The sequence below is a fragment of the Bradyrhizobium sp. 956_D2_N1_4 genome, assembly GCF_052076025.1.
Lineage (GTDB): Bacteria > Pseudomonadota > Alphaproteobacteria > Rhizobiales > Xanthobacteraceae > Bradyrhizobium > Bradyrhizobium barranii.
This window is the reverse complement of record NZ_CP197237.1, coordinates 8,297,330-8,320,454: the sequence shown is the minus strand read 5'-3', so window position 1 is coordinate 8,320,454 and position 23,125 is coordinate 8,297,330. Positions and strand designations below refer to the sequence as shown.

Here is a 23,125-nt window from a genome sequence, read left to right as displayed (position 1 = left end):
CCGGCCATGACGATGTGGAGAGGACTGCGCCCGAAAGGGCCCTCAGAGATACCGCTTCAAATCGGCCGCGGCCTCTTCCGGCGTCCGCTTCATGTTGAACGGCGATACGAACCGCCCGTCGCGGTCCATCAGGTAGATCAGCGCGGTGTGGTCCATGGTGTAGTCACCGTCCTTGGTCGGGACCTTCTTGGCATAGACCCGGTAGGAGGTGATCACCTTGGCGGTCTCGGCGGGGTCGCCGCTGAGCCCTTCGAGGTGCGGGTCGAAGCTCGACAGATAGTCCTTCATCGTCGCCGGCGTATCGCGCTCGGGATCGACCGAGATGAAGACGGCATTGACCTTGTCGGCATCCTTGCCCATCGCGCGCAGCACCTCCGAGATCTCGAACAACGAGGTCGGGCAGACGTCGGGGCAATGAGTATAGCCGAAGAAGATCAGGGTCGGCTTGCCCTTCAGGTTCTTGTCGGTGACGGCCTTGCCGTGCTGGTCGGTGAGCTGGAACGGGCCGCCGATCGCGGCGGGCTGCGCCACCTTGCTGACCCCGCCCATCGCCCAGAACACGATCAGCAGTCCGACGACGAGGCTTGCAGCGAAGGCGGTCGCGATCACCAGCGGACGGACAGTGGAGCTCATGAGCGGAAAACTTCCTGTCGCAGGTCAGAAGCAGGCGGCAAAGCCGGTCCTGATCATTTCGAAGAATACCTGGCTGCCGTAGTGGAACCAGAGCGCCAGCGCGCCGAGCACGACCAGACCGCCGATCCCCGCGCCAGCCAACAGCAGCACGAACGGCAGCCGGCCGGCAGTGGGCGAATTGTCCTGTAGCGGTTGGGCCGGGTGCAGTGGTTGAGCCATGACAACGATCGGGGCGAAGGCCCCGGTTCCCTGCCATTCAAATAGGTGTTGGCCCGGGCCCGGGCAAGCGCCGCGGGTGTTCCAAGGAATACTTCCCGGAGTCAGATCGCGCCGATGACGTCAGCGAAGCAGCTGGCCCCGAGCGGACTCCAGCTCTTCCGCTTGCGGGAGAGCCCGGCGCAGGGGTCGGTTGGTCGAGGCCTGCGCGTCGAGGTAGCAGGGCTTGTACATGGCCTGGAGCTGCTTGCCCCTCAGGAAGAGCATGTGCGGGGTGAGGCCGCCGCGCTGGTTGATCCAGCGCTTCACCTGCGAGGGATACATCGCATAGAGCATCTGGGTCGCTTCGGAGTTGGTCACCGCACGGCCGTTGGCGCCAAAATCCCAGGCGGCGTGGAAGCCGAGGGTCGCGTGCGAGGTCACACAGATGCGGTCGCGCGGAATGGCGCCGAGGACGATGGTGCAGGCCGAGGCACAGAGGCCGTCGATGATGACGGTGTCGCCTGACTGGCGCAGATCCTGGTACCTGTCGACGTAGGTTCCGATCCGGCCACCGCGGTCATCCGCAATCCGAACCACTGCGTGAGAAGCCCCCATGCCCGCGATCAGGAGAACCGCCGCGAGCAACCCCGTCAGAAACTTCATTGTCCCCCGCCCCAGTCGAATTCGAATCTGCGTGTCAGGTGGTGATGCGTTGCTAGCGTCCGTCCTAACCGTGGTTTTGTCTAGGCACGCCGGCTGGCTCAAAACAAATTCAAATCCAGTGTTGCGCCCGCGCTGCAGTCGGACGGCCCTAATCCCAAAGCGGAACAAGTTAACGATGCCTTATGCGCCACACCCTTGATCTCAGCTGCAACCGCTGGCTTCAATCCCGGGTAACTACAGGGGGGAACCTATGGCTGAAGAGACAGACGTCATCGTCGTCGGTGCGGGACTATCGGGACTGGTGGCCGCAACCGAGATTGCCGACGCGGGCAAGCGCGTGATCGTGGTCGACCAGGAGGGCGAGCAGTCGATCGGCGGCCAGGCATTCTGGTCGTTCGGCGGCTTGTTCCTGGTCAATTCGCCGGAGCAGCGCCGGCTCGGCATCAAGGACTCCTTCGACCTTGCCATGCAGGACTGGATCGGCACCGCCGGCTTCGACCGCGACGAGGATTTCTGGCCGCGCCAGTGGGCCGAGGCCTATGTGGCGTTTGCGGCGGGCGAGAAACGCGATTGGCTGCGCGCGATGGGGCATCGCATCTTCCCGGTGGTCGGCTGGGCCGAGCGCGGCGGCTATGACGCGATGGGCCACGGCAATTCGGTGCCGCGCTTCCACGTCACCTGGGGAACCGGCCCCGGCATCGTCGAGCCGTTCGAGCGCCGCGCGCGCGAGGCCATGAAGAGCGGCCGGCTGACTTTCAGGTTCCGCCATCGCGTCGATGCGCTCTCCATCACCAATGGCACGGTGGACGGCATCAGCGGCGCCGTGCTCGCCCCTGACAATGTCGAGCGTGGCAGGAGCTCGTCGCGCAACGTGGTCGGCGAGTTCGCGCTGAAGGCGCAGGCCGTGATCGTGGCGTCCGGCGGCATCGGCGGCAATCATGAGCTGGTGCGGCAGAACTGGCCGAAGCGGCTTGGCGAGCCGCCGAAGTTCATGATCTCCGGCGTGCCGGAGCATGTCGACGGCCGCATGATCGGCATCACCGAGAAATCGGGCGCGCGGCTGATCAACCGCGACCGCATGTGGCATTATGTCGAAGGCATCCAGAACTGGAATCCAATCTGGCCGCGCCACGGCATCCGCATCCTGCCCGGCCCGTCCTCGATGTGGTTCGACGCAACAGGCACGCGGCTGCCGGCGCCGTTGTTTCCCGGCTCCGACACGCTCGGCCAGCTCCAGTACATCATGTCCACCGGCTATGATTATTCCTGGTTCATCCTGACCCAGAGCATCATCAAGAAGGAATTTGCGCTGTCGGGCTCAGAGCAGAATCCCGATCTGACAGCCAAGAGCTGGCGGATGACCCTGCGCCGCGCCACCAACAAGGGCGCGCCGGCGCCGGTGGAGGCATTCAAAAGCCATGGTGTCGACTTCATCGTACGCGACAAGATCGAGGATCTCGTCGCGGCCATGAACAAGCTCGCCGACAGCGACCTCCTCAAGCTCGAGCACGTCAGGATGCAAATCGAGGCGCGCGACCGCGAGATCGCCAATCCCTACGTCAAGGATGCGCAGGTGATGAACATCCACAATGCGCGGCGCTATATCGGCGACAAGCTGATCCGCACCGCCTCTCCGCACCGCATCCTCGATCCCGCGCAGGGGCCGCTGATCGCGGTCAAGCTCAACATCCTCACCCGCAAGACGTTGGGCGGTTTCGAGACCGATCTCGACTCGCGCGTGTTCGGCAGCGAGGGTAGCGTCATTCCCGGCCTCTATGCGGTCGGCGAAGCCGCAGGCTTCGGCGGCGGCGGCGTGCACGGCTATCGCTCGCTGGAAGGCACCTTCCTCGGCGGCTGCCTGTTCTCGGGCCGCAATGCCGGCCGCGCCGCGGCGAAGGCCGTGGGCTAGATCATGCGGAGGTGGATGCAGATCGGGGCGCTTCTTGCGGCATTGGCCGCAGCCTCGGCCGCATCCGCCGATACGATCGACGTCAACGGCGTGAAGCGATCCTACACCGCGCAACTGCCGGCGAAGCGGCTGGTGCCGCTCGTGGTCGTGCTGCACGGCAAGACCCAGCGCGGCGCTGACATGGTCGCGCGAACGGCGTGGCCGCAGGTCGCGAAGCGCGAGGGTTTTGCCGTGGTCTTTCCTGATGGCCTCAACCATGCCTGGGCCGATGCGCGGACGAAGGCTGGACCGGCGCTGCGTGGCCCGCCCGAGGGCACCGACGACGTCGCCTTCATCGCAAAGCTGGTCGAGACGCTGGTGACGAACGGCACGGCGGACCCGAAGCGGGTCTATGTCGCCGGCATCTCCAATGGCGGCGCCATGGCGATGACGCTGGTTTGCGCGCGCGCCGATCTGTTTGCGGCGGGCGCGAGCGTGATCATGAATCTCACGGATGAGGCCGCAGTCACCTGCCATCCATCGCGGCCGTTGCCGATGCTGCTCATCAACGGCACGGCCGACCCGCTGGTCCCCTACGAGGGAGGACGGGGATCGAGCTATTATGCCGCAGAGGGGTTCTGGTCCACCGAAGAGACGCTGGCTTTCTGGCGCAAGCTCAATGGTTGCGAGACCGACGACGCCGAGGTGACCGATTTGCCCGAGAAGGCGCCCGCGGATCAGTCTACGGTCACACGGATCTCCTCACGCTGTCCCAAAGGGCACGACGTCGTGCTCTATCGCATCAACCATGGCGGCCACCGCATGCCCGGCTTCGCTCCGGATGCCCGCTTCCCGAAGGTTGCAACCAGCCTGCTCGGGCCGCAGAACCGCGACATCGACGGCGCCGAGACGATCTGGTCGTTTTTCAGTCAGTTTCCGTGAACGACGCTTGCATCAGCGGGCAACGCATGCGTGCCCGGCAACGCATGCGTGCCTGGGGTGGCAGAGCTGGGGGCGCTGGGTTAGACAGGGCCGCCATTCCCACCAGGAGATCCCCCAATGAGCATTCAGCGTTTCGAAACCGGCCCGCGCATGAGCCAGGTCGTCGTGCACGGCAACACCGTCTATCTCGCCGGCGTCGTCGCCAACAAGGCCGCCGGTGAAAGCGTCACGAAGCAGACCCAGGACATCCTGGCGACGATCGACAGCCATCTCGCCAAGGCCGGCACCGACAAGTCGAAGCTGCTCTCGGCCACGATCTACATCACCGACATGAAGACCTTTGCCGAGATGAACGCGGTGTGGGACGCCTGGGTCTCGCCCGGCAACACCCCGGCTCGCGCCACTGTCGAAGCCAAGCTCGCGGCGGCTCAGTACACCGTCGAGATCATGGTCACCGCGGCGAAGTAAATTCGCGCTGAAATTGTTGCGAACGTCCGAAGCGCGATGAGAGCATCATCGCGCTTCTTTTCTGCGTGCGCATGACCTCCGAGGTAATCGATCTGCGCGTGCGAACCTTCGATAGTCGAGACAGCCGAACACGGCGCCATCGAAGGAGAACACCATGACCGACCCCGTCACCATCGCCCGCCGCTACATCGAGCTCTGGAACGAGCGCACCGCAGGCCGCCGTCGCGAACTGCTCAGCGAGAACTGGACGGCGGATGCGAGCTATGTCGATCCCCTGATGAAGGGCGACGGCCGGGACGGCATCGACGCGCTGATCGCGGGCGTGCAGCAGCGCTTTCCCGACTTCAAGTTCACGCTGATCGGCGAGCCCAACGGCTACGGCGAGCATGTCCGCTTTTCGTGGGGCCTTGGTCCCGACGGTGTCGACAGCCCGATCAAGGGGACGGATTTCGCCGTGCTGAAGGACGGCCGCATCAGGAGCATCACGGGATTTCTGGACCAGGTGCCCGCGGGCGCGTGACGACACTGCCCGTTGCTGTGCCCTCTCCCCTTGCGGGAGAGGGCATCTCCGCTCGTAGACGCAGGCTCACTGGGGTGAGGGGTATCTCTCCGCGCGAGAATCTTGAGAGTTGAGTTCGCGGAGGCATACCCCTCATCCGGCGCTTCGCGCCACCTTCTCCCACAAGGGGAGAAGGAAGAAAGAAGCGCGCATCGACTGCAATCAAGCCAACCGATACGCAGCCTTCGCATTCACACCAAACGCCTTCTCGCGAACCTGCGGCCCGAGCCTCGTCAAACTCGCCTCCAGCGCCCCCTTGATCTCGCCATAACTCCCGGCAAGCAGACACACCGGCCAGTCCGAGCCGAAGATCAGGCGATCCTCGCCAAAACATGTTGCGGCATGTTCGACGAACGGAAACAGCCGCTCCGCATCCCAGTCACTCCACACCGCTTCCGTCGCCAGGCCCGAAATCTTGCACCAGACATTACCGCAGGCCGCGAGAGCTTTGATGCGATCGGCCCATTCGGCGCTGCCGCCGTCGGCGATCGGCGGTTTTGCGGCGTGGTCGAGCACGAAACGCGCTTGCGGAAAGGCCTGCGCGGTTGCGATCGCGGCGGGCAGTTCGCGGGTGCGGACGAGAAAATCGTAGGCGAGATCGCGGGCGAACGTTGCGGTGAGGCCGCGTTGAACGTCCTCGCGCAACAACCAGTCCGAATCGGCCTCGTCATGCACCTGGTGACGAATGCCGACCAGCTTGTCGCCGTCGGGCGAAGCGCGCAAGCGGTCGAGCGTGTCGCCAAGCGCACCGTCCGTCAGATCAGCCCAGCCGACGACGCCAATCACCGAGGGCGTCGCATGCGCGATCCGCAAGAATTCCTCGGTCTCCTCCAGCGCGGAGCGGCACTGCACCAATATGCTCGCGTCGATGCCGTTTGCTTTCAACAGCGGCGCGAGATCGGCGGGGCCGAAGGCGCGGCGGATCGAGGCCAATTCCGGCGCGTCCATCCAGGGATAGTCGGCGCGCGTCGGATCCCAGAAATGCTGATGGCCGTCGATGATCATGCCCTCACGCTCCGCCCGGCAACGGCGCGCGTGCGTCGACGAGTTTGCGCGCACGCAGCTCCTGCCAGAAGGCTTGTGGCACCGCCTTCTCCGACATCGCGATGTTGTCGGAAACTTCCGCGGCGTTGCGCGCGCCCAGCACGGCAATTGTGACCGCCGGATGGGCCATGCAGAACTGGAGCGCGGCGGCCTTCAGCTCGGTCCCGTGCTTGCGGCAGAGCTCGTCGAGCTCGAGCGCACGCGCGATCAGCGCCGCGTCGGCGTCCTGATAGTTGAACTTCGCGCCGGGATGCGGATTGGCCAGAATGCCGCTGTTGTAGATGCCGCCGAGCAGGATGCCGATGTTCTTCTCGCGGCAGACCGGAAATAGCGCATCCAGCGCGCCCTGGTCGAGCAGCGTGTAGCGGCCGGCGAGCAGGAAGCAGTCGACCGCAACGGCCTGGGCAAAACGGACCAACATTTCCGACTGGTTCATGCCGGCACCGATCGCCTTGACCGTGCCGTCGGCGCGCAGGCGCTGGAGCGCGCGGAAGGCGCCGGCCACGGCGTCGTCATAGTGATCGTCGGGGTCATGCACGAGCAGGACATCGATGCGGTCGAGCCCAAGGCGCGTCAGGCTCTCCTCCACCGAACGCATCACGCCGTCATGGGAGAAGTCGAACACCGGCCGCTCGCGCGACGTACCCTTGTAGTGCGCGTCCTCGGCGGCCGCGCCATCAGGCGCGCGCAGCAGACGACCGACCTTGGTCGAGATGACGTAGGAGTCGCGCGGCTGCTGCCGCAGGAAAGCGCCGATCCGCCGTTCGGCGAGGCCAAAGCCGTAGAGCGGCGCGGTATCGTAGAAGCGGATGCCGGCCGACCAGGCGCGCTCGATCGTGGCGAACGCATCGGTATCGCTGACGGCGGTGAACAATCCGCCGAGCGGGGCCGAACCGAGACCGATTGAGGTGACGTCGAGGGAGCCGAGCCGCGACCGTTTCATTCCCATTGCCTTCCAAAAGTCTTCCTTCCAACCGTCCAATCATCTCTCCCGCTTGCGGAAACCGCAAGCGGGAGAGGCTCGCAGGAGCACGGGGCTGGCGACGCTCCTACTTCAACATCTGCGCAACGTTATCCTTGGTCACGAGATCGAGGCCGGTATAGACGATCTCCGGCACCTTCTCGCCCTTCTTGATGGCGAGCAGCGTATCCATCGCCTTCTCGCCCATCTCGAACGGACGCTGGCCGACCAGCGCATTGGCGTAACCGTCGCGCAGCAGTTCGAGCTGCATCTTCAGCGTATCGGCGACGACCAGCGTGAACTTGCCGGAGTCGATGTCTTTCTTGTTCCTGGAGGCGAAGGCCTTGAAGCCTTCGGGGGCGAACATCGGCCAGCCGCCGATGGGAACGATCGAGGCGAGGTCGGGCGTTGCGGTGCGCATATCCGTCATCTGCTGGACCGCCAGCGCCGGATCGTCGTTGCAGAAGGTCGGCGAGCCCGCGACCTCGGTCCATTTCGAGCCCTTCAGCGCCTCGCGGACGCCGTCGACGCGCTCGGCGAGATTCTTGGCGCCCGGACCGCCCGAGACCATCGCGTATTTGCCGCCGTCGGGCCGCAGCTTCAAGAGCTCCTTGCCGAGCGCGACGCCGAACTCCTTGTTGTTGGTGCCGATATAGGCGATCCGCTTGGAGCCAGGCGCATCGGCATCGAAGGTGATGACGGGGATGCCGGCCGCGGTCGCCGCCTCGATCGACTTGGTCATGGCCGCAACGTCGGCGACCGAGATGGCGAGGCCGTCGACCTTCTGGGTGACGAAGTCCTGGATGATCTGCGCCTGCGTCGCCGGCTCATGCTCCACCGGCCCCTTGTAGATGCACTCGATGTTGCCAAGCTCCTTGGCACGCTTCAGGCAGCCGTCGCGCGCGAAGTCGAAGAACGGATTGTTCATCGCCTTGGGCACGATCACGAAACGGTAGTTCGCGGCGAACGCCGGCGTCGCCATCATCGCGACCGCGATGCCGGCAAGAAGAAGTTTCCTCATTGTTTCCTCCACCCTTATTTGGCGCCCGTCCTCTCAAGATCGTCCGGGGAGCGGACAGGCGACATTTTCGTTGCCCTCCCGGAACGACGTCATTTCAGATCATCCGCGAGCGGATGCGGTCGACCAGCACGGCCAGGATGATGATCACGCCGACCAGCGTCTGCTGCCAGTAGGAGCTGACCTGTGCCAGCACGAGGCCGTTGCGGATCACTTCCAGCAGCACGCAGCCGACGATGGCCCCCAACGGACCGCCGATGCCGCCGGCGAGATTGGCACCGCCGATGACGGCCGCCGCGATCACGTTGAGCTCGTAGGACGTCGCCATGTTGGCGGGCGCCGATCCGAGCCAGCCGGAGATGATGATGCCTTGCAGCCCTGCGGCAAGCGCGCAGATCACATAGACCTCGATCTTCACCCGCACGACCGGTATGCCCGTGAGTTCGGCGGCCTTCTCGTTGCCCCCGAGCGCGAACACGTGGCGGCCGAACGAACTGTGGTGCAGGACCACGGCCATCGCCAGCGCGAGGACCACGAGGTAGATGAAGGGCACCGGCACGCCGAGCACATCGCCCGAGGTGAGCGCGTAGAAGTAATCAGCGTCCGGCCCGCCAGGAAAACTGCCGCGGCCGTTGGAGACGACGTAGCCGAGCCCACGCACGATCGAGAGCATGCCGAGCGTGGTGACGAAGGGCGACAGGCCGAGCACGGCGATACAGAAGCCGTTGACGAGGCCCGCGATCAGCGCGACGCCGAGCCCCGCGAGGATCGAGATCAGCAGGATCAGACCCGGCACGTTGGCCAGCACGGTCTTGCCGTCAGCGGCCATATGCACAAACAGCGAGCCCGCGGGCGAGCCGGGCGCCGACAACTCGGTCATGACCATGGAGGTGATCATGGCCGAGAAGCACATCATCGAACCGACCGACAGATCGATGCCGCCGGTGATGATCACGAAGGTGACACCGAGGGTGGCGATGGCGATGAAGGAGAAATTCTTCGCCACGTTCTGCATGTTGCCTTCGGTGAAGAAATAGGGGCTGGCGAAATGCATCACCACCAGCAGCATCGCCAGCGCGAGCAGGACATAGCCGGTCTGGGAGGCGAAGATGCCGCGCTGCCACCATCTGATCCGGCCGACATTGGTGAAGCTGATCGGAGATTCCAAGGGCATGGCCATCACGCCGCCTCCTTCGCGCCAGTGATCAGGGCGGTGACTTCCTCGGGCGACGTCTGGTGGATCGGCTTGTCGGCCCGCTTCTCGCCGCGACGCATGACGATCACGCGGTCGCACACCGCGAACACATCGGGCATACGGTGCGAGATCAGCATGACGGCGACGCCCTGCTCCTTCAGCCGGTGGATCAGGCCGAGCACCTGCTCGACCTGGCGTACCGAGATCGCGGCGGTCGGCTCGTCCATCATGACCAGCCGCGCGTTGGACAGCCGCGTCCGCGCGATCGCAACCGCCTGGCGCTGGCCGCCAGACATCTGCTTGACGAGATCGTCGGGGCGCGTCTCCGAGCGCAATTCGCCGAACAGCTCCAGCGCACGCGCCGCCATCGCCTTGTGGTCGAGCAGTGCGAGCGGGCCGAACCTGCGCTTCAGCTCGCGGCCGAGGAAGACGTTGGCAGCAGCCGTCAGATTGTCGGCGAGCGCGAGGTCCTGGTAGACGACCTCGATGCCAACGGCGCGGGCATCGATGGGCCGGTTGAAATGGACCGCGTTGCCAACAAAGCGGATCTCGCCATGGCTGGGACGGAAATTGCCGGCGATGATCTTGACCAGCGTGGACTTGCCCGCGCCGTTGTCGCCCATCAGGCCGACGACCTCGCCCGGCTGGACCTGCAGGTCGACGCCGTGCAGAGCGCGGATTGCGCCGAACTCCTTGCCGATGCCGGTCAGCTCGAGGACCGGTGTCGCTTCAGCCTTTGTCATCGACGGCGTTCCTCAGACGTAGCGGTTGACCAGGGATTCCAGATATTCCTGCCGCCCCGAGCGCGGCTGCGGATCGAAGCCGGGGCTGAGCGCACGGTCGGCAAGTTCGGCGAGCGAGCGCTGGCCGCCGAGAATGGCCCGGCCCTCGGGCCCCGCCCATCCCTCGTAGCGCTGCGCGAGCGGTGCGGTGAGGGCGCCGGCATCGAGCATGTCAGCGGCGGCGAGGAACGCGCGCGCGCAGGCATCCATCGAGCCGACATGGGCATGGATCAGATCGTCGGGGTCGATCGACTGCCGTCTGATCTTGGCGTCGAAATTGAGCCCGCCCGAGGTGAAGCCGCCGCGATTCAGGATCTCGTGGAACACCAGAGCCAGCTCCGGCACGTTCATCGCGAACTGGTCGGTGTCCCAGCCGAGCAGATCGTCGCCACGATTGACGTCGAGCGAGCCGAAGATTCCGAGCGCCTCGGCGAGCGCGACCTCGTGATGGAAGGAGTGGCCGGCAAGGATGGCGTGGTTCTGCTCGATGTTGAGCTTGACGTCGTTCAGGAGATCGTAGCGTTCCAGGAAGCCATAGCAGGTGGCGACGTCGAAATCATATTGATGCTTGGTCGGCTCCTTCGGCTTCGGCTCGATCAGGATCGGGCCCTTGAAGCCGATCTTGTGCTTGTGCTCGACGACCAGCGAGATGAAGCGGCCGAGCTGGTCGAGCTCGCGCTTGAGATCGGTGTTGAGCAGTGTCTCGTAGCCCTCGCGGCCGCCCCACAGCACGTAGTTCTGGCCGCCGAGCCGGTGCGTCACCTCCAGCGCGGCGCGGACCTGGCCGGCGGCATAGGTGAAGATTTCGGGGTCCGGATTGGTCGCGGCACCCGCCATGTAGCGGCGATGCGTGAACAAATTGGCCGTGCCCCAGAGCAAGCGGACTTTTGCGGAGGCCATCTTCGCTTCGAACAGATCGGCGACCGCGTTGAGATTGGCGACGGACTCGCTGAGCGAAGTGCCTTCCGGCGCCGCATCGACGTCGTGGAAGGTGAAGAAGGGCACGTCCAGCAGGCGGAACAGCTCGAAGGCGACATCGGCCTTGGCGCGTGCCTGCGCCATCGCATCAGCACCTTGATGCCAGGGGCGCAGAAAGGTCTCGCCGCCGAAGGGATCGCCGCCCGGCCAGCAGAACGAATGCCAGTAGCAGACCGCAAAGCGCAGATGATCCTCGAGCCTGCGGCCATGCACGAGCCGGTCCTTGTCGTACCAGCGGAAGGCGGGCGTGTTTCCCGCATCCTTGCCGCCGAAGGCGACAGGGGCGCTTGCATCGAAGAATTTTGCTGGTGCGTTCACTTAAGACTCTCCTTCAACGCAGGATAAAGTTCGCGCCATCGCCGATAGGCGTCGTCATAGGCCGCAGTGACGGATGCGCGGGGCGCAAAGCTCGCGAGCCGCCGCGGGCGCTTGCACACTTCCGCGGGATCTTCGCCGGTGGCGGCGAGCCGGCCGAGCCGTGCGGCGCCGAGCGCGGCCCCGACCTCGCCTTCCTCGACGCGGTGGACGGGAATGCCGAGCACATCGGCGCAGATTTGCGCCCACAGCGGCGAGCGCGAGCCGCCGCCGACGAGATCGACCTCCGCGATTGGCCCGCTGGCCGCGCTCAGCGCCGCGAGGTTGTCGCGCGCGGCGAAGGCGACGCCTTCCAGCACGGCCTGCACGATCTGGCTGCGCCCGCTCGCACCGCGCAGGCCGACGAAGGCGCCGCTGGCGGCGGCATCGTTGTGCGGCGTGCGCTCGCCATCGAGATAGGGCAGGAATTTTATGGAGCTCGGTCCGTCGACACGCTCGCCGAGCGGCGCCAGGAGCGCGGCGGCCGGCGTCTCCATCACGCCCGCGAGCCAGGCCAGCGAAGCCGCGGCCGACAGCATTACGCCCATCTGATGCCAGAGGCCGGGCAGCGCATGGCAGAACGCATGCACGGCCGAAGCCGGTGCCGGTGCAAACCGGTCGGTGACGCGGAACACCACGCCGGATGTGCCGAGCGACAGGAATGCATCGCCCGGCGCGATCGCGCCGAGCCCGATGGCGCTCGCGGCATTGTCGCCGGCACCGCCGGCGATCACGACATCATTCGCCGTGCCCCAGCGCCGCGCGAATTCCGGCGCGAGCACTGCACTGACCTCGCTGCCCTCGACGAGGCGGGGCATGTGGTGGAGATCGAGCCCGACGGCATGCAGCAGCAGCGCCGACCAGCGGCGCAGACCGACATCGAGCCACAGCGTGCCGGCGGCGTCGGACATGTCCTCGACCATCTCGCCGGTGAGACGATAACGCACATAGGCCTTCGGCAGCAGCACCTTTGCCACGCGCTCGAAGATCTGCGGCTCGTGCCGCGCGACCCAGAGCAGCTTTGGCGCGGTGAAGCCGGGCATCGCCAGATTGCCCGCGATCGTGTGCAGCGACGGGCAGCGCCGCCCGAGCGCGACGCATTCGGCGTGCGAGCGGCCGTCGTTCCACAGAATAGCGGGGCGCAGCGGCCGTCCATCCTCGTCCAGCAGCGTCGCACCATGCATCTGGCCGGACAGCCCGATGCCGCGCACCTGCGCGACCTCGCGCGGATGGCGGGCGGCGAGATCGTCGACGGCGCCAACCGCCGCGTCGACCCAGGCGTCGGGATCCTGCTCGGACCACAGCGGCGCGGGATGCGACAGCGCAAGCTCGCGCGCGGCCGTCGCGACAATCGCGCCGGTTTCGCTCACGAGCACCGCTTTCACACCGGATGTGCCGATGTCGATACCGAGATACACGCTATCCTCCCTTTCGCCTGTTGCGGTGCGCGATCTCAGAGTCGCCCTTTCCACAACGGACCGTTCTGAAAATCCGCCTGCCCCTAGGGCAAATTGTCCCGCATCACGATGTCGATCCTGATCTTCTCCTGTTCGCGCAAGATCGGCTCGCCGCGCGCAAGCGCGAGCAGCACGCGCACGGCGGCGCGCGCTTCATGCCCGGGGTTCTGCGAGATCGCGGCATCCATCACGCCCTGCAACAGCAGCCGGCGCGTCAGTGCGGTGACGTCGTGTCCGACGAACACCACCTGCTTGCCGCGGCCGGCATCGCTCAACGCTTTGGCGACGCCTTGCGTGCCGGCGCCGACGTTATAAAGGCCGACAATGTCAGCATGCCTGCCGAGCAGCTGCGCCAGAACCTGTTCCGAACGGCCGTCTTCGTCGCGCCCTTCCAGCACCGGCAGCACGCTGAGATCGGGGAATTCCGACGCCATCACCTGGCTGAAGCCGAAGATGCGTTCGGAATGGTCGCGCAGGCCCTGCGAGCCCGCGACGATCGCGACCTTGCCGGACCGTTGGCCAACCAGCCGACCGACCAGCGCGCCGGCGGTGCGCCCCGCCGCGATGTTGTCGATGCCGACATAATGGTGGCGACGCGAGGACGGCACGTCCGAGACCAGCGTCACGACCCTGGTCCCCGCGTCGACGAGATCGTTGATCGCGGCGCGGACCCCCGGATGGTCCAGCGCCACCACGGCGACGCCGTCGTAATCGCCGGACAGCGCCTCCAGCGAGGCCGCGAGCACGGACGGGTCGAACACATCCGTGGTGACCACCTCGACGCCGAGGCGGCGGGCTGAGAGCCAGGCCGACATCTCGCCGAGATAGGCCTCGATCTGCTGCATGAAGGGGTTCGGCCCCGCCGGCATCACGAAGGCAAAGCGGCGGGCACGGCTGCGGGCGAGCTCGGCGGCGGCGACGTGCGGCTGGAAGGCGTTGCGCTCGATCGCCGCCTTGACGCGCCGGACCGTATCGGGCCGCACGCCCGGGCGGTTGTGCAGGACGCGGTCGACCGTCGCAAGGCTGACACCCGCCTCGCGGGCGATGTCCTTCAGCGTCAGCGCGGTCGCGGTGAGAGTATCGGCCATGGCTGAAGGTTATCGAGGTGTTTTGAGGTACGCAACTCATTTTGAGGCGCAGGGCGATGTTTTCGGGCCCGGGTTACACCGCGCGGCCTCAGCCGCCGGTCAGGTCGAGCGTCAGGAACAGGCTGTTGGGATCCTCGACATAGCCCTCGAACGGGCCGCAGAGCACAAAACCGTGCGCCTGGTAGAGCGCATGCGCGGGCTTGAAATAATCCCAGGAGCCGGTCTCGAGGCTGAGCCGCTGCGAGCCACGCGCGCGGGCCTCAGCGATGATGTGGCGGAGCATCTGGCCGCCGAAGCCGCGCCTCCGCGTCGTTTGCAGCGTGTGCATCGACTTCACCTCGCCATGGTCGGCCGAGAGCATCTTCAGCACGCCGGTGGCGACCAGCGTCTCGCCGTCCCAGCCGGTCCAGAACGCGACGTCGCTCGCGCGCAGCCCAGCGAGATCGAGCGCATGGGCGCTGCCCGGCGCGGTCTGCGCCCGCGCAGCCGCGACGTGATGGTCGAGCAGCGCAATGACGCGGGGATCAAAGGTGTCGCCGGTGCGGACCTGCATCGTCACGGCCTCACCCCGCTTGAAAGCCGCTTCTGCATGAGAACCATATCGAGCCAGCGGCCAAACTTGCAGCCGACCTCTGGCATGCGGCCAACCTCGGCAAAGCCGAACGACGCGTGCAGCCCGGTCGAGGCGGAATTCGAGGCCTCGATCGCGGCGACCATCGTGTGCTTGTTGAGCGCGGTAGCGCGCTCAATCAGCGCGGCCATCAGGCTGCGGCCGACGCCGAGCCGATGATGTTGCACGCCGACATAGACCGAATTCTCCACGGTGTGGCGATAGCCGGGCCAGGGGCGGAAATCGCCGAATGACGCGAAGCCGACGACGTCCCTGCCTTTCATCGCAACCAGCACGGGATAGCCGGCCGCTTGCCGTGCGCGCATCCACTCGCGCCGCGAATCCAGATCGGCCGGTCCGTCGGTCCACACCGCCGTGGTGTTGATCGCGGCGTAATTGTAGATGGCCAAAATATCTTCGGCATCCTCCAGCGTGGCATCCCGCACGATTAGCGACATCACATTTTCCCGTACGATGTGCCGCGCCGCGTGATGATGACGTAGCGCGCATCCTGTTTGGTTTCGTTCTCGAAGGTCACCGCCCGCATCACGTCGAAATCGAGACAATCGCCGTCGCGCAGCCGCACGGTCTTGGCGTCGATATGCACGCAGACCGCACCCTCCAGCATCAGCAGCTGCTGGGTGAACGCGTTGCGGCCCCAGGGGCTGTAGGAGACGCGCGCTCCGGCCGGCAGGTCGACGACGATGATCTCGATGCCGCTCGCCGCATCCGGCGGCGAGGCATGACGCCGCCGGTAGCCGCTGTCGGGATCGCGCCAAAGCGGCTGGTCGGCAAGCCGCATCAATCGCTCCGGCGGTTTCTCGGCGAGCGCGACGACGTCACTGAGGGTGACATCGAGCGCCGCGCAGAGCTTGTTGAGCAGCGCAGCGGTGGCGCTGCTCTGCGCCCGCTCCACCCTCCCGATCATGGCCCGGCTGACACCGGAGCGCGTCGCGAGTTCGTTCAACGTCATGCCCGCCTGCGTCCTCAACGTCTTCAAGCGACGACCGATCGCACGGTCGAGTTTCTGCTGGTCCATGGCTTTCATCCGAATATTGCCCGACAGGAGGACCGCACCCATCAGGGCGGGAGAAGCTTAAGCCGGGCGGGGCGCGCATGCCGGATGCGAAGAGCTAATATATTAGAATTTTTGCGCGGCAAATTCCCTGGCGAATTGCCACAGCCCGCCTGGACATGGCGGGCTCGGCAAAGTGTCCTTGGGGAAATTCGCTAGACCAGAAAATCCGGCGCCGCGCCGTGGGCCTGCGGGATCAGGGATCCGGGCGCGAGGTGAAGCGTCATCGCATGATGATCCGCATCGGTCAGCGTCAAAATATTGGTCTGAGTGTCGAAGGCCGCGTTCACCTTGGCGTCGAAGCCATCCAGCACCAGCGTCGTGCCTGGCGTATAGTTTGAGATGACGCCGGATGTTTGTTTGGCATCGGGTCCGAAGACAAATGAGTCCGTACCCGTCAGAACGACATTGCTGCTTAGATTGCCAGTGACCACCAATGTCCCGTTGTTGACGTTGACAGCGCCAGTCCCGCTTAAATTATCGACCTTGAGCACGCCACTATCCAGGACAGTGCCGTTGTTGACGAGGTTGCCCGAAACATCCACCTCACTGCCGGTGTGCACATTGACGATACCGCCATTGGTCAATCCATTCTTGAAGTCGATCGTGCCGGCCTGATCGGCGGTGATCGTTCCAAAGGTGTTGAAAACGGCGTCGTCGAAATCGAGCGAGGCATGCACGGCTTCGATCAGGCCGCTGCTGGTGACGGAATTGCCGGTGTTGACCGCAAGCGGCTGGGACCCGTTCGCCTCGAGCGTGCCGGAGAAGCCGATATCCAAGGTGAGGCTGTGATCTCCGTTTCCGATCGTGCCGGCGCCGTCGATCGTGCCGCCGTCAAGGTCGAGCGTGTGATGCGCACCGCTGTTCAGGATCGAGGAGCCCGGATCGAGCTTGATCTCGCCATTGCCAATGATCGTGGCGTCGCCGGTCAGGATGACTTTCGCGAAATTGAAGAACTCGATCTTGCCGCCGTTGTTCAGCGTGCCGCTGACAAACAGACCGCTTGCGGCACTGACGTCAAACACGGCGCCGGCCTTGAGCGTCACATTGTTGAAACTGTTGGCGCTGCCTGCAACGGATTCGATGAGTCCGCCTGATGTCGCATCCAGCAACGTCCCGTCCAGATGCACGTTGTCGAAGGTGATGGTGCCGCCATTGGCGACGATCGCACCGAGGGAACCGCCGGCGATCGTATCGTTCACGAAGGCGAGCATCGCCTGGGTTTCGCTCAGTGAACCGAGATTGTTGATCGTGCTGTTGCTGATCACACCGGCGCGGCCGGTCTCGTGCAAATTGCCGGTCACGCTGATATTGATCGTTGCCCGATCAATCGACGTGAAGCCGGTCGAGCCGGTGACCGTCAGAACGCCACCGCCGCCGCTGGTGTCATTCACGTCAGTGACCGTGATCGCGACGTTCTTTGTCGCGATCTCTGTCCCGTCGCTGACCGCGACGGTGACGTCGTAGACGTTGTCGTGGTTCGCGTCTTTCGGCGCCTCGAAGTCGGGCGCGGACTTGAACGTCACATCGCCCGTCGCCGACACGTCGAACAGAGCCGCGTCAGTGCCGGACAGCGAATAGGTCAGCGCGGGACTGTCCACATCGGTCGCCGCGACGTGGTAGGCGACGCCAGAGCCATTCTCCGCGAAGCTTGCCGTCGTGCCCGAGCTGATCACGGGCGCATCATCGATTCCCGTCAGCGTCACGGTGATGCCCTGTGTCCCGTAGAAGCCGTCGAGGACCAAGATGAAGATGTCGGTATGGGTCTGTCCGGCCGCGAGCGGAGCGATGTTGGCATGAGAGACATCATAGCTCCACGTCACCTTGCCATCGGCAACGTCGATGGTGGCCGTGAGTGTGCCGAGATTGCCGTCTTGCGGTGCCACCGCGACCGTGTGGGCACCGGCAAAGAAACCCGCCTGCGATGTCGAAACATGGGCAGCGCCATTGTCCGTCAGCTTCGCTGCGGTGAAGGAACGCGTAGTAAGATCTCTTACAAAGATGTCGTAGGTATGGTTGGTATCGCCCGGCACCAGAATGCTGGATAAAGACTCGAATGCCACCTTGGTGCCATCAGGCGAGAACACGGGAAGCCGGCTGCCGCCCCCGAATTCCCACGGCCTGCCCCCATTGGTCGAGACGGCCGTGATGGCACCCGTGGCCAAGTCCTTCACATAGACGACCTGATCGGCATTGACACCCGGCACGAGATTGGTGGCACTGGAATAGAACGCAATCTTGGTGCCATCAGGCGAGAACACGGGTTTCTGGGCTTCGCCGTTGTTCTGCGGGACTCCGTCGGCATCGGTCGATACCAGCGTGACCGCGCCTGTGGTCAGATCCTTAATGACGATGTTGCCGATTAGGTTGTTAGAACTACCCGGCACAAGATTGTCGGCAAAGGTATAGAACGCCACCTTGGTGCCATCTGGCGAGAACACCGGGTCGAAGCTGCCGCGATCCCCACGAGCGCCGCTGGCGCTCTCCGACACCAGTGTGGTGGCCCCGGTGGAAAGGTCCTTGATGTAGATCTCGGTGGTGTCGCCGCGCACTGTGGCCGACCCGAACACGATTTTGGTGCCATCGGGTGAGAACGAGGGGGGGAAGGTAAAGCCATTCTCAAGCCCGCCGCCGCCGGGTCCTCCGTTGTATGGACTGGGCGCCACGAGCGTTATCGCGCCAGTGGTCAGGTCCTTCACGAAGATGTCGCGCACGTGGTCGGTATCATCAGGCACGAGATTGTCGGCATCGGAATAGAACGCAACCTTGGTGCCATCAGGCGAGAATATCGGGTTGGTGGTCGATAAGCCGTCCGCCTGTTCCCCACTGGCACTCGTCGATACGCGCGTGAGGGCACCGGTGGCCAGGTCCTTCACGAAGATGTCGGCGCCCGTTGCGAACGCCAACATGGTGCCATCGGGCGAAAAAATCGGCTGGTAGCCACCCAGCTGAACCCCGCTGGCATCGGTCGACACGAGCGTGATCGCCCCGGTCGAAAGGTCCTTCACGAAGACGTCGGGTGCACCGTTGGTATCGCCGGGCACCAGATTGTCGGCATAGGATGCGAACGCCACTTTCGTGCCGTCGGGCGAGAACGCTGCCTGGACACTCGCGCCATCCGCCTGCGCCCCGGTTGCGCTGGTCGACACGCGCGTGAACGCATCGTCGCTGCCACCGCCAGCGGTGAAAACAGGTGCTGAATTCGTCATCAATGCCTCCGTTTGCCCGGCAACAGGCCGGGTCCGAATGTTTTGCACGACAATCAGAAACAGAAACGCGGCACCAATGAGTCCCTGCTGTCCAAGGCAAGTTTAGTGCCCTAGATGACGAACGCTTGATGCAGCCGCGAAGGATCAGATGAAGGATCAGATTGAGCGTCGTTGGCTGCGCCGCTGCACGACAGGCAATCAAAACTGCGCCAGCAGTCTTTCACGATACGCAGCCGCGCCGAACTGCGAGAGCGCATAGCATCCCTCAGGGTGATCTCGTGTCGTCGGGATGAATAAGCCGCTCCTTCTGAAATGCAGCGCGAGCGGTGATCCGTTACATCACCAAGAATTGCCATCGCCAAAAATTGGCCACTTTAACCGACGCTGGGGAGACCGACGCCATTTGGCGGATCTTCGGCCCCTTCATGCTTCCGGATACGCCAAGATGAACGTGGCCAGGGGTCGGAGAAACATCCAACACGCCAAATCAGCGGCCATCAATTTTTGAATGGAGCGGGCGAAGGGAATCGAACCCTCGTATGCAGCTTGGGAAAACGAATCCTAAAGCTTTACGCTTCTCGTTCATGGCGCTCTAACACATTGAAATTATGATATTTTCTGCTATTCTAAGGCGTAGGTGCCCGCTGCCTTTTGGGCACCTCTCCGATGGCTGTTTTTGTACGATCGTTGTACGGGGTTCAGGTGACCGAAAAGATCCTTTATGAGCGCAAAGCCGTCCGGTTCAGAGACGCCTGGGATATTCAGCCGGCGATCACCTACAGCAACAGCGGACAGATCAAAGGCAAAATCGCAGAATGGCGCGACACGAAGACGGTCGGCCTGACGCTGCGGATCATCCCCGGAAAAGTGGTGTGGTATATCCGGCGGCGCGAGATCACGCTTCGAATTGGACTTGCCAATGAAATCGATCTGGACACTGCAAGATACGTCGCGGAGCAGGCCCATCTAGCTGCTGGGCGCAAGCGCAACCTTCGCGAATTTGTTGAGACGCTGGTACGTCTTGAGACCGATCCCGCTCGATATAGAGACCGCCAAGGTAACGCGGAGCGGGCAGATAGTTTTGCCGATGAAACATCGCTCATTGCGTATCGGAAGCGCATTGGCGACACCGGCACTACTTGGACTTGGAAGGCACTTACTCAAAAGTTCCTCGACTATCAAAAGCCCAAGCTTAAGGCGAAATATCGCGAGCAATACGAACATTATCTGAAGTTGCCGGAGTTCGCTTCGATCAACGATAAACTCGTCAGCGAGGTCCGGTTGCGCGATCTCGAGTTAGTACGCGACCGCATCAATCTCAATCATGCGCCATCGGCAGTGCATCGTGCGCTGACCCAGGCAAAGAAGATGCTGACGTGGGCCTGGAAATATCATGCCACGGCATCCGGTCTAGAGGACGTACAGGCGGAATGGTGGACCAGGTGGTCATTCGAATACAAGACACAGGAGCGTACGCACACTCCAACCATTGAGGAGATCGCGCGTATGCTGATCCTTGCAGAAGAGCATAGACACCTGGCTGATGGCGAGCATGACACTTATCCCGGGACGCTCGGGGCACTATGGGGCGTGGCGCTGACGGCGCAAAGAACGGGAGCTTTTCTTCAGTTGCGTCTCGATCGTCTTTTTGACGCTTCGAAGATCGAACGCAAACTGCGTGGATGGAAGATTGCGAATTGGACATCCGAAGAGATGAAGGGAGGCCGTGATGGCGGCCGGCCGCATTCACTTCCGATTCCTCCAGAAGCGCTGAAAGTGATGCAGGCGTTCCATAACGATGCCGGCGAGAACTCCCCATGGATGTTTCCAGGACGAGACTCGAAGAATCGCGTTACGCCGGCCGCTCTAAACCTCCTCATGTATCGGCTACAGGGACGCGTCTACGACCATACAGTTCGCCAGAAGCCAAATCGAAAGGGGAAGCCGGGACCGAAGCCTAAGCCAAAAAAGCCACGTCCCGACCTTTTCAAGGAGCATGGAATTCGCCCCTTCACGCTTCACGACATTAGAAGGGCGATGACTACCTTCCTCGATGACAACCGGTTGGGCGGGGCGGCCACGGCTATCCTAGGGCATAAGATGACGCACTCTGGCGTCAACGAACGCGAGAGGTTGGCTCCGGTTACCGAGCAGCATTACAACCGCTCCCAGAAGATCGATCTCAAAGCAGAAGGCATGGCTCTCTGGGTCAAGGCTCTGTTGACAGCCTGCGAGAAAGAGCGCCGCAAGTCTAGTCGGAGAATCGAGCCGCATCGTCGCGCCGCCTGACTCGAACGCATGAATGCCGAGTTTGCAGATTTGCAGAACTTCTGCTCGAACGTCGGCGCCTTCAGATTCGTAGTCTGATCAGGACCGTTGAATTTGCTAGGGTTTGTTACCGTAACGTGAAGCTCAAACCCTCAAGAGCGCGCAAATTCAGCCGTGTCGCATGGGCGAGGTTACCGAGAATCGATCCGCGCGGATTGTCAGGTGGCGGAGAGAGTGGGACTCCCTACCCCGATGCCGCAATTGCGCGAAAACCGCCGAAAAACAAGGATTCCTACAAAGCCGGGTCTAGTTTTGTGACCACCGGTGTGTACCACTGAGTCGGCCGCTCGGGCAGTCAATCTCGGTCGATTTCGAGGCGTCCCGCGATGCCTACCTGACCGAAGGTCAGGTTCAGCCCTACTTGTCGAGCGGCGAGCTCATTCGGGTGCTGGGTGACTGGTGCGCGCCATTCTTAGGATATCACCTATACTATCCGAGCCGTCGGCAGCCATCGCCGGCATTCACGCTGCTGGTCGACGCGCTTCGATACCGAGGCAGACCATCGCGGAGGTAAGGCTGTGGCCCAAGCTTCGTGTTGCATCCGTGTTGCATGGAGCAGACGTCGTCCCAGATAACCCCTTGTAATTCCACGTACTGCACGGAGCATACGGAATCGGCCCTGAGACGGCCAAATAGACCTCAGAACGGACCGCGTACGTCGAGGAAATGCCGATATTTATTGAGTTTCTTGCGTCGGAATGACTGGCGATCCCGGGAAGACTCGAACTTCCGACATACGGTTTAGGAAACCGTTTTTGAGACAATAATGTCAACAGGTTAGAGGTGCCGTGTTGCAGATGTGTTGCGCGCGGGGTCGCCGGCGTGGGCGCTATGCTCACTCCATGGTAATGGAGAGGTCGACAGTTCTATCCTGTCTGGCAGCACCACCCATCTCACTGGGAACATTGATTTTATTGCAATTTCGGTCCTGAGTGCCACAAAAGTGCCACACAGACCAATGGTTTCCCTGAAGTTCTCAATGTCCAAGCGTGCCGGCTCCTCCGTTCCCCAATTCCGAATTCGCGTCCGTTCCCATCTCGTCGATCGCCTCCGCGGCAAGCGCGTATTATTTAGCGTTGCCACACCGCATGACTATCCGTGCGTCAAAGTGGTGACGATCGGAAGCGAGATAGCCTTCAGCCTCGAAACGGACGATCTCACCGTCGCAGAGGCGCGCCAGGCCAACGCTTTGGATCATGTTCGCCGACTGTTTGAACTGACTGAAGCGGCACCAACTAGCCTAAGCCATAAGGACATGGTCGCACTAAGCGGCGAAACGTACCGGCTCTATCAGGAGATTCATCGCGACAATCCGGGCGAGCCCGACGCATGGATGTATCACAAGGCGCTCAGTCGCGCGGCGCTTGAGGGGCGCATTAAGAATCCACCGCCAGCCGCATTGATGCCGAACGAAGCGAGCACCGCGATTGAACTGTTTGGCGCCGGCGATCTGTCCGCGGCGGTTAACGCACTCCCGGTCAATCAGTATGACGCGCTTGAGGATCGTTTTGGACTTCTTGCGGACTGGGTTCTGATCCGCCACCGCATACACCTAAATGCCGACGATCGACAGCGCTTCCTGCGTCTTGTTGGGGCAGCCAGCCTTGATGCTGGCTGGCAACTTCGTCGCAATGCGGAGGGCGATTACTCTCCTGATCCGAAAGCCCAACGCTTC

Annotated in this window: 21 protein-coding genes and 1 pseudogene; 6 read left to right on the top strand and 16 right to left on the bottom strand. The window is 63.4% G+C overall.

Annotated features, from left to right (window positions below; genetic code table 11):
* Positions 1-42: 42 nt before the first annotated feature.
* From AB7535_RS39185 to AB7535_RS39175, 3 genes are all read right to left on the bottom strand, one after another.
* Positions 43-633 carry an SCO family protein gene (locus AB7535_RS39185; protein ID WP_439037602.1) on the bottom strand — a complete coding sequence of 197 codons (591 nt, stop codon included), beginning with the start codon at positions 631-633 and terminating at the stop codon, positions 43-45.
* Positions 634-657: 24 nt separating this feature from the next.
* Positions 658-852 carry a hypothetical protein gene (locus tag AB7535_RS39180; RefSeq protein ID WP_028160269.1) on the bottom strand — a complete coding sequence of 65 codons (195 nt, stop codon included), beginning with the start codon at positions 850-852 and terminating at the stop codon, positions 658-660.
* Positions 853-972: 120 nt separating this feature from the next.
* Positions 973-1,494: a hypothetical protein gene (locus AB7535_RS39175; protein WP_085399635.1), complete on the bottom strand. Its 522-nt coding sequence runs from the start codon at positions 1,492-1,494 to the stop codon at positions 973-975.
* A 250-nt stretch (positions 1,495-1,744) separates the two neighbouring features.
* Here AB7535_RS39175 and AB7535_RS39170 point away from each other — a divergent pair, with 250 nt between their 5' ends.
* The 4 genes from AB7535_RS39170 (at position 1,745) to AB7535_RS39155 (ending at position 5,312) form a co-directional block, all read left to right on the top strand.
* On the top strand, positions 1,745-3,403 hold the full coding sequence (locus tag AB7535_RS39170; RefSeq protein WP_085399634.1) for an FAD-binding dehydrogenase: 1,659 nt from the start codon (positions 1,745-1,747) through the stop codon (positions 3,401-3,403).
* A 3-nt stretch (positions 3,404-3,406) separates the two neighbouring features.
* Positions 3,407-4,324, top strand: a complete 918-nt coding sequence (locus AB7535_RS39165) for an alpha/beta hydrolase family esterase (protein WP_439037601.1) — start codon at positions 3,407-3,409, stop codon at positions 4,322-4,324.
* A 117-nt stretch (positions 4,325-4,441) separates the two neighbouring features.
* Positions 4,442-4,792, top strand: a complete 351-nt coding sequence (locus AB7535_RS39160) for a RidA family protein (protein WP_014491332.1) — start codon at positions 4,442-4,444, stop codon at positions 4,790-4,792.
* Between the two features lie 154 nt (positions 4,793-4,946).
* Positions 4,947-5,312: a nuclear transport factor 2 family protein gene (locus tag AB7535_RS39155; protein ID WP_063979860.1), complete on the top strand. Its 366-nt coding sequence runs from the start codon at positions 4,947-4,949 to the stop codon at positions 5,310-5,312.
* Positions 5,313-5,513: 201 nt separating this feature from the next.
* Here the strand turns inward: AB7535_RS39155 and AB7535_RS39150 are convergent, their stop codons facing one another.
* The 12 genes from AB7535_RS39150 to AB7535_RS39095 form a co-directional block, all read right to left on the bottom strand.
* Positions 5,514-6,356, bottom strand: coding sequence for an amidohydrolase family protein (locus tag AB7535_RS39150; RefSeq protein WP_085399633.1), 843 nt, complete (start codon positions 6,354-6,356; stop codon positions 5,514-5,516).
* Between the two features lie 4 nt (positions 6,357-6,360).
* Entirely contained in the window at positions 6,361-7,338 is a 978-nt protein-coding gene (locus tag AB7535_RS39145; RefSeq protein ID WP_085399639.1) for an aldo/keto reductase, read from the bottom strand.
* 106 nt (positions 7,339-7,444) lie between these two features.
* The gene (locus AB7535_RS39140) at positions 7,445-8,377 is read right to left on the bottom strand and encodes a sugar-binding protein (protein ID WP_063985925.1); all 933 of its coding nucleotides are present in this window, start codon (positions 8,375-8,377) and stop codon (positions 7,445-7,447) included.
* Between the two features lie 94 nt (positions 8,378-8,471).
* A complete protein-coding gene (locus AB7535_RS39135) occupies positions 8,472-9,554 on the bottom strand; it encodes an ABC transporter permease (RefSeq protein ID WP_085399632.1) in 1,083 nt (360 codons plus the stop codon).
* The gene (locus tag AB7535_RS39130) at positions 9,554-10,312 is read right to left on the bottom strand and encodes an ATP-binding cassette domain-containing protein (RefSeq protein ID WP_085399631.1); all 759 of its coding nucleotides are present in this window, start codon (positions 10,310-10,312) and stop codon (positions 9,554-9,556) included. The genes AB7535_RS39135 and AB7535_RS39130 overlap by 1 nt, the downstream gene beginning before the upstream one ends.
* A 12-nt stretch (positions 10,313-10,324) precedes the next feature.
* Positions 10,325-11,647, bottom strand: coding sequence for a xylose isomerase (xylA, locus tag AB7535_RS39125; RefSeq protein WP_354077428.1), 1,323 nt, complete (start codon positions 11,645-11,647; stop codon positions 10,325-10,327).
* Positions 11,644-13,101, bottom strand: a complete 1,458-nt coding sequence (xylB, locus tag AB7535_RS39120; protein ID WP_085399629.1) for a xylulokinase — start codon at positions 13,099-13,101, stop codon at positions 11,644-11,646. The genes xylA and xylB overlap by 4 nt, the downstream gene beginning before the upstream one ends.
* Positions 13,102-13,184: 83 nt before the next feature.
* The gene (locus tag AB7535_RS39115) at positions 13,185-14,228 is read right to left on the bottom strand and encodes a LacI family DNA-binding transcriptional regulator (protein WP_085399628.1); all 1,044 of its coding nucleotides are present in this window, start codon (positions 14,226-14,228) and stop codon (positions 13,185-13,187) included.
* Between the two features lie 88 nt (positions 14,229-14,316).
* Complete coding sequence (locus AB7535_RS39110; RefSeq protein ID WP_085399627.1) at positions 14,317-14,781, bottom strand: GNAT family N-acetyltransferase; 465 nt, start codon at positions 14,779-14,781, stop codon at positions 14,317-14,319.
* A 2-nt stretch (positions 14,782-14,783) separates the two neighbouring features.
* A complete protein-coding gene (locus AB7535_RS39105) occupies positions 14,784-15,296 on the bottom strand; it encodes a GNAT family N-acetyltransferase (RefSeq protein ID WP_085399626.1) in 513 nt (170 codons plus the stop codon).
* Positions 15,296-15,877, bottom strand: coding sequence for a helix-turn-helix domain-containing protein (locus tag AB7535_RS39100; protein ID WP_028160282.1), 582 nt, complete (start codon positions 15,875-15,877; stop codon positions 15,296-15,298). The genes AB7535_RS39105 and AB7535_RS39100 overlap by 1 nt, the downstream gene beginning before the upstream one ends.
* 191 nt (positions 15,878-16,068) lie before the next feature.
* Complete coding sequence (locus AB7535_RS39095; RefSeq protein WP_135215211.1) at positions 16,069-19,122, bottom strand: DPP IV N-terminal domain-containing protein; 3,054 nt, start codon at positions 19,120-19,122, stop codon at positions 16,069-16,071.
* A gap of 702 nt (positions 19,123-19,824) precedes the next feature.
* On the opposite strand from AB7535_RS39095, the gene AB7535_RS39090 reads away from it, so the two are divergent.
* Both AB7535_RS39090 and AB7535_RS39085 read left to right on the top strand, forming a co-directional pair.
* On the top strand, positions 19,825-21,411 hold the full coding sequence (locus tag AB7535_RS39090) for a hypothetical protein (protein ID WP_439037600.1): 1,587 nt from the start codon (positions 19,825-19,827) through the stop codon (positions 21,409-21,411).
* 367 nt (positions 21,412-21,778) lie between these two features.
* Positions 21,779-21,964: pseudogene (locus AB7535_RS39085) on the top strand (LysR substrate-binding domain-containing protein); the annotation flags it as partial.
* Between the two features lie 750 nt (positions 21,965-22,714).
* On the opposite strand, the gene AB7535_RS39080 reads toward AB7535_RS39085, so the two are convergent.
* Entirely contained in the window at positions 22,715-22,993 is a 279-nt protein-coding gene (locus AB7535_RS39080; RefSeq protein WP_439037599.1) for a hypothetical protein, read from the bottom strand.
* Positions 22,994-23,125: the final 132 nt, after the last annotated feature.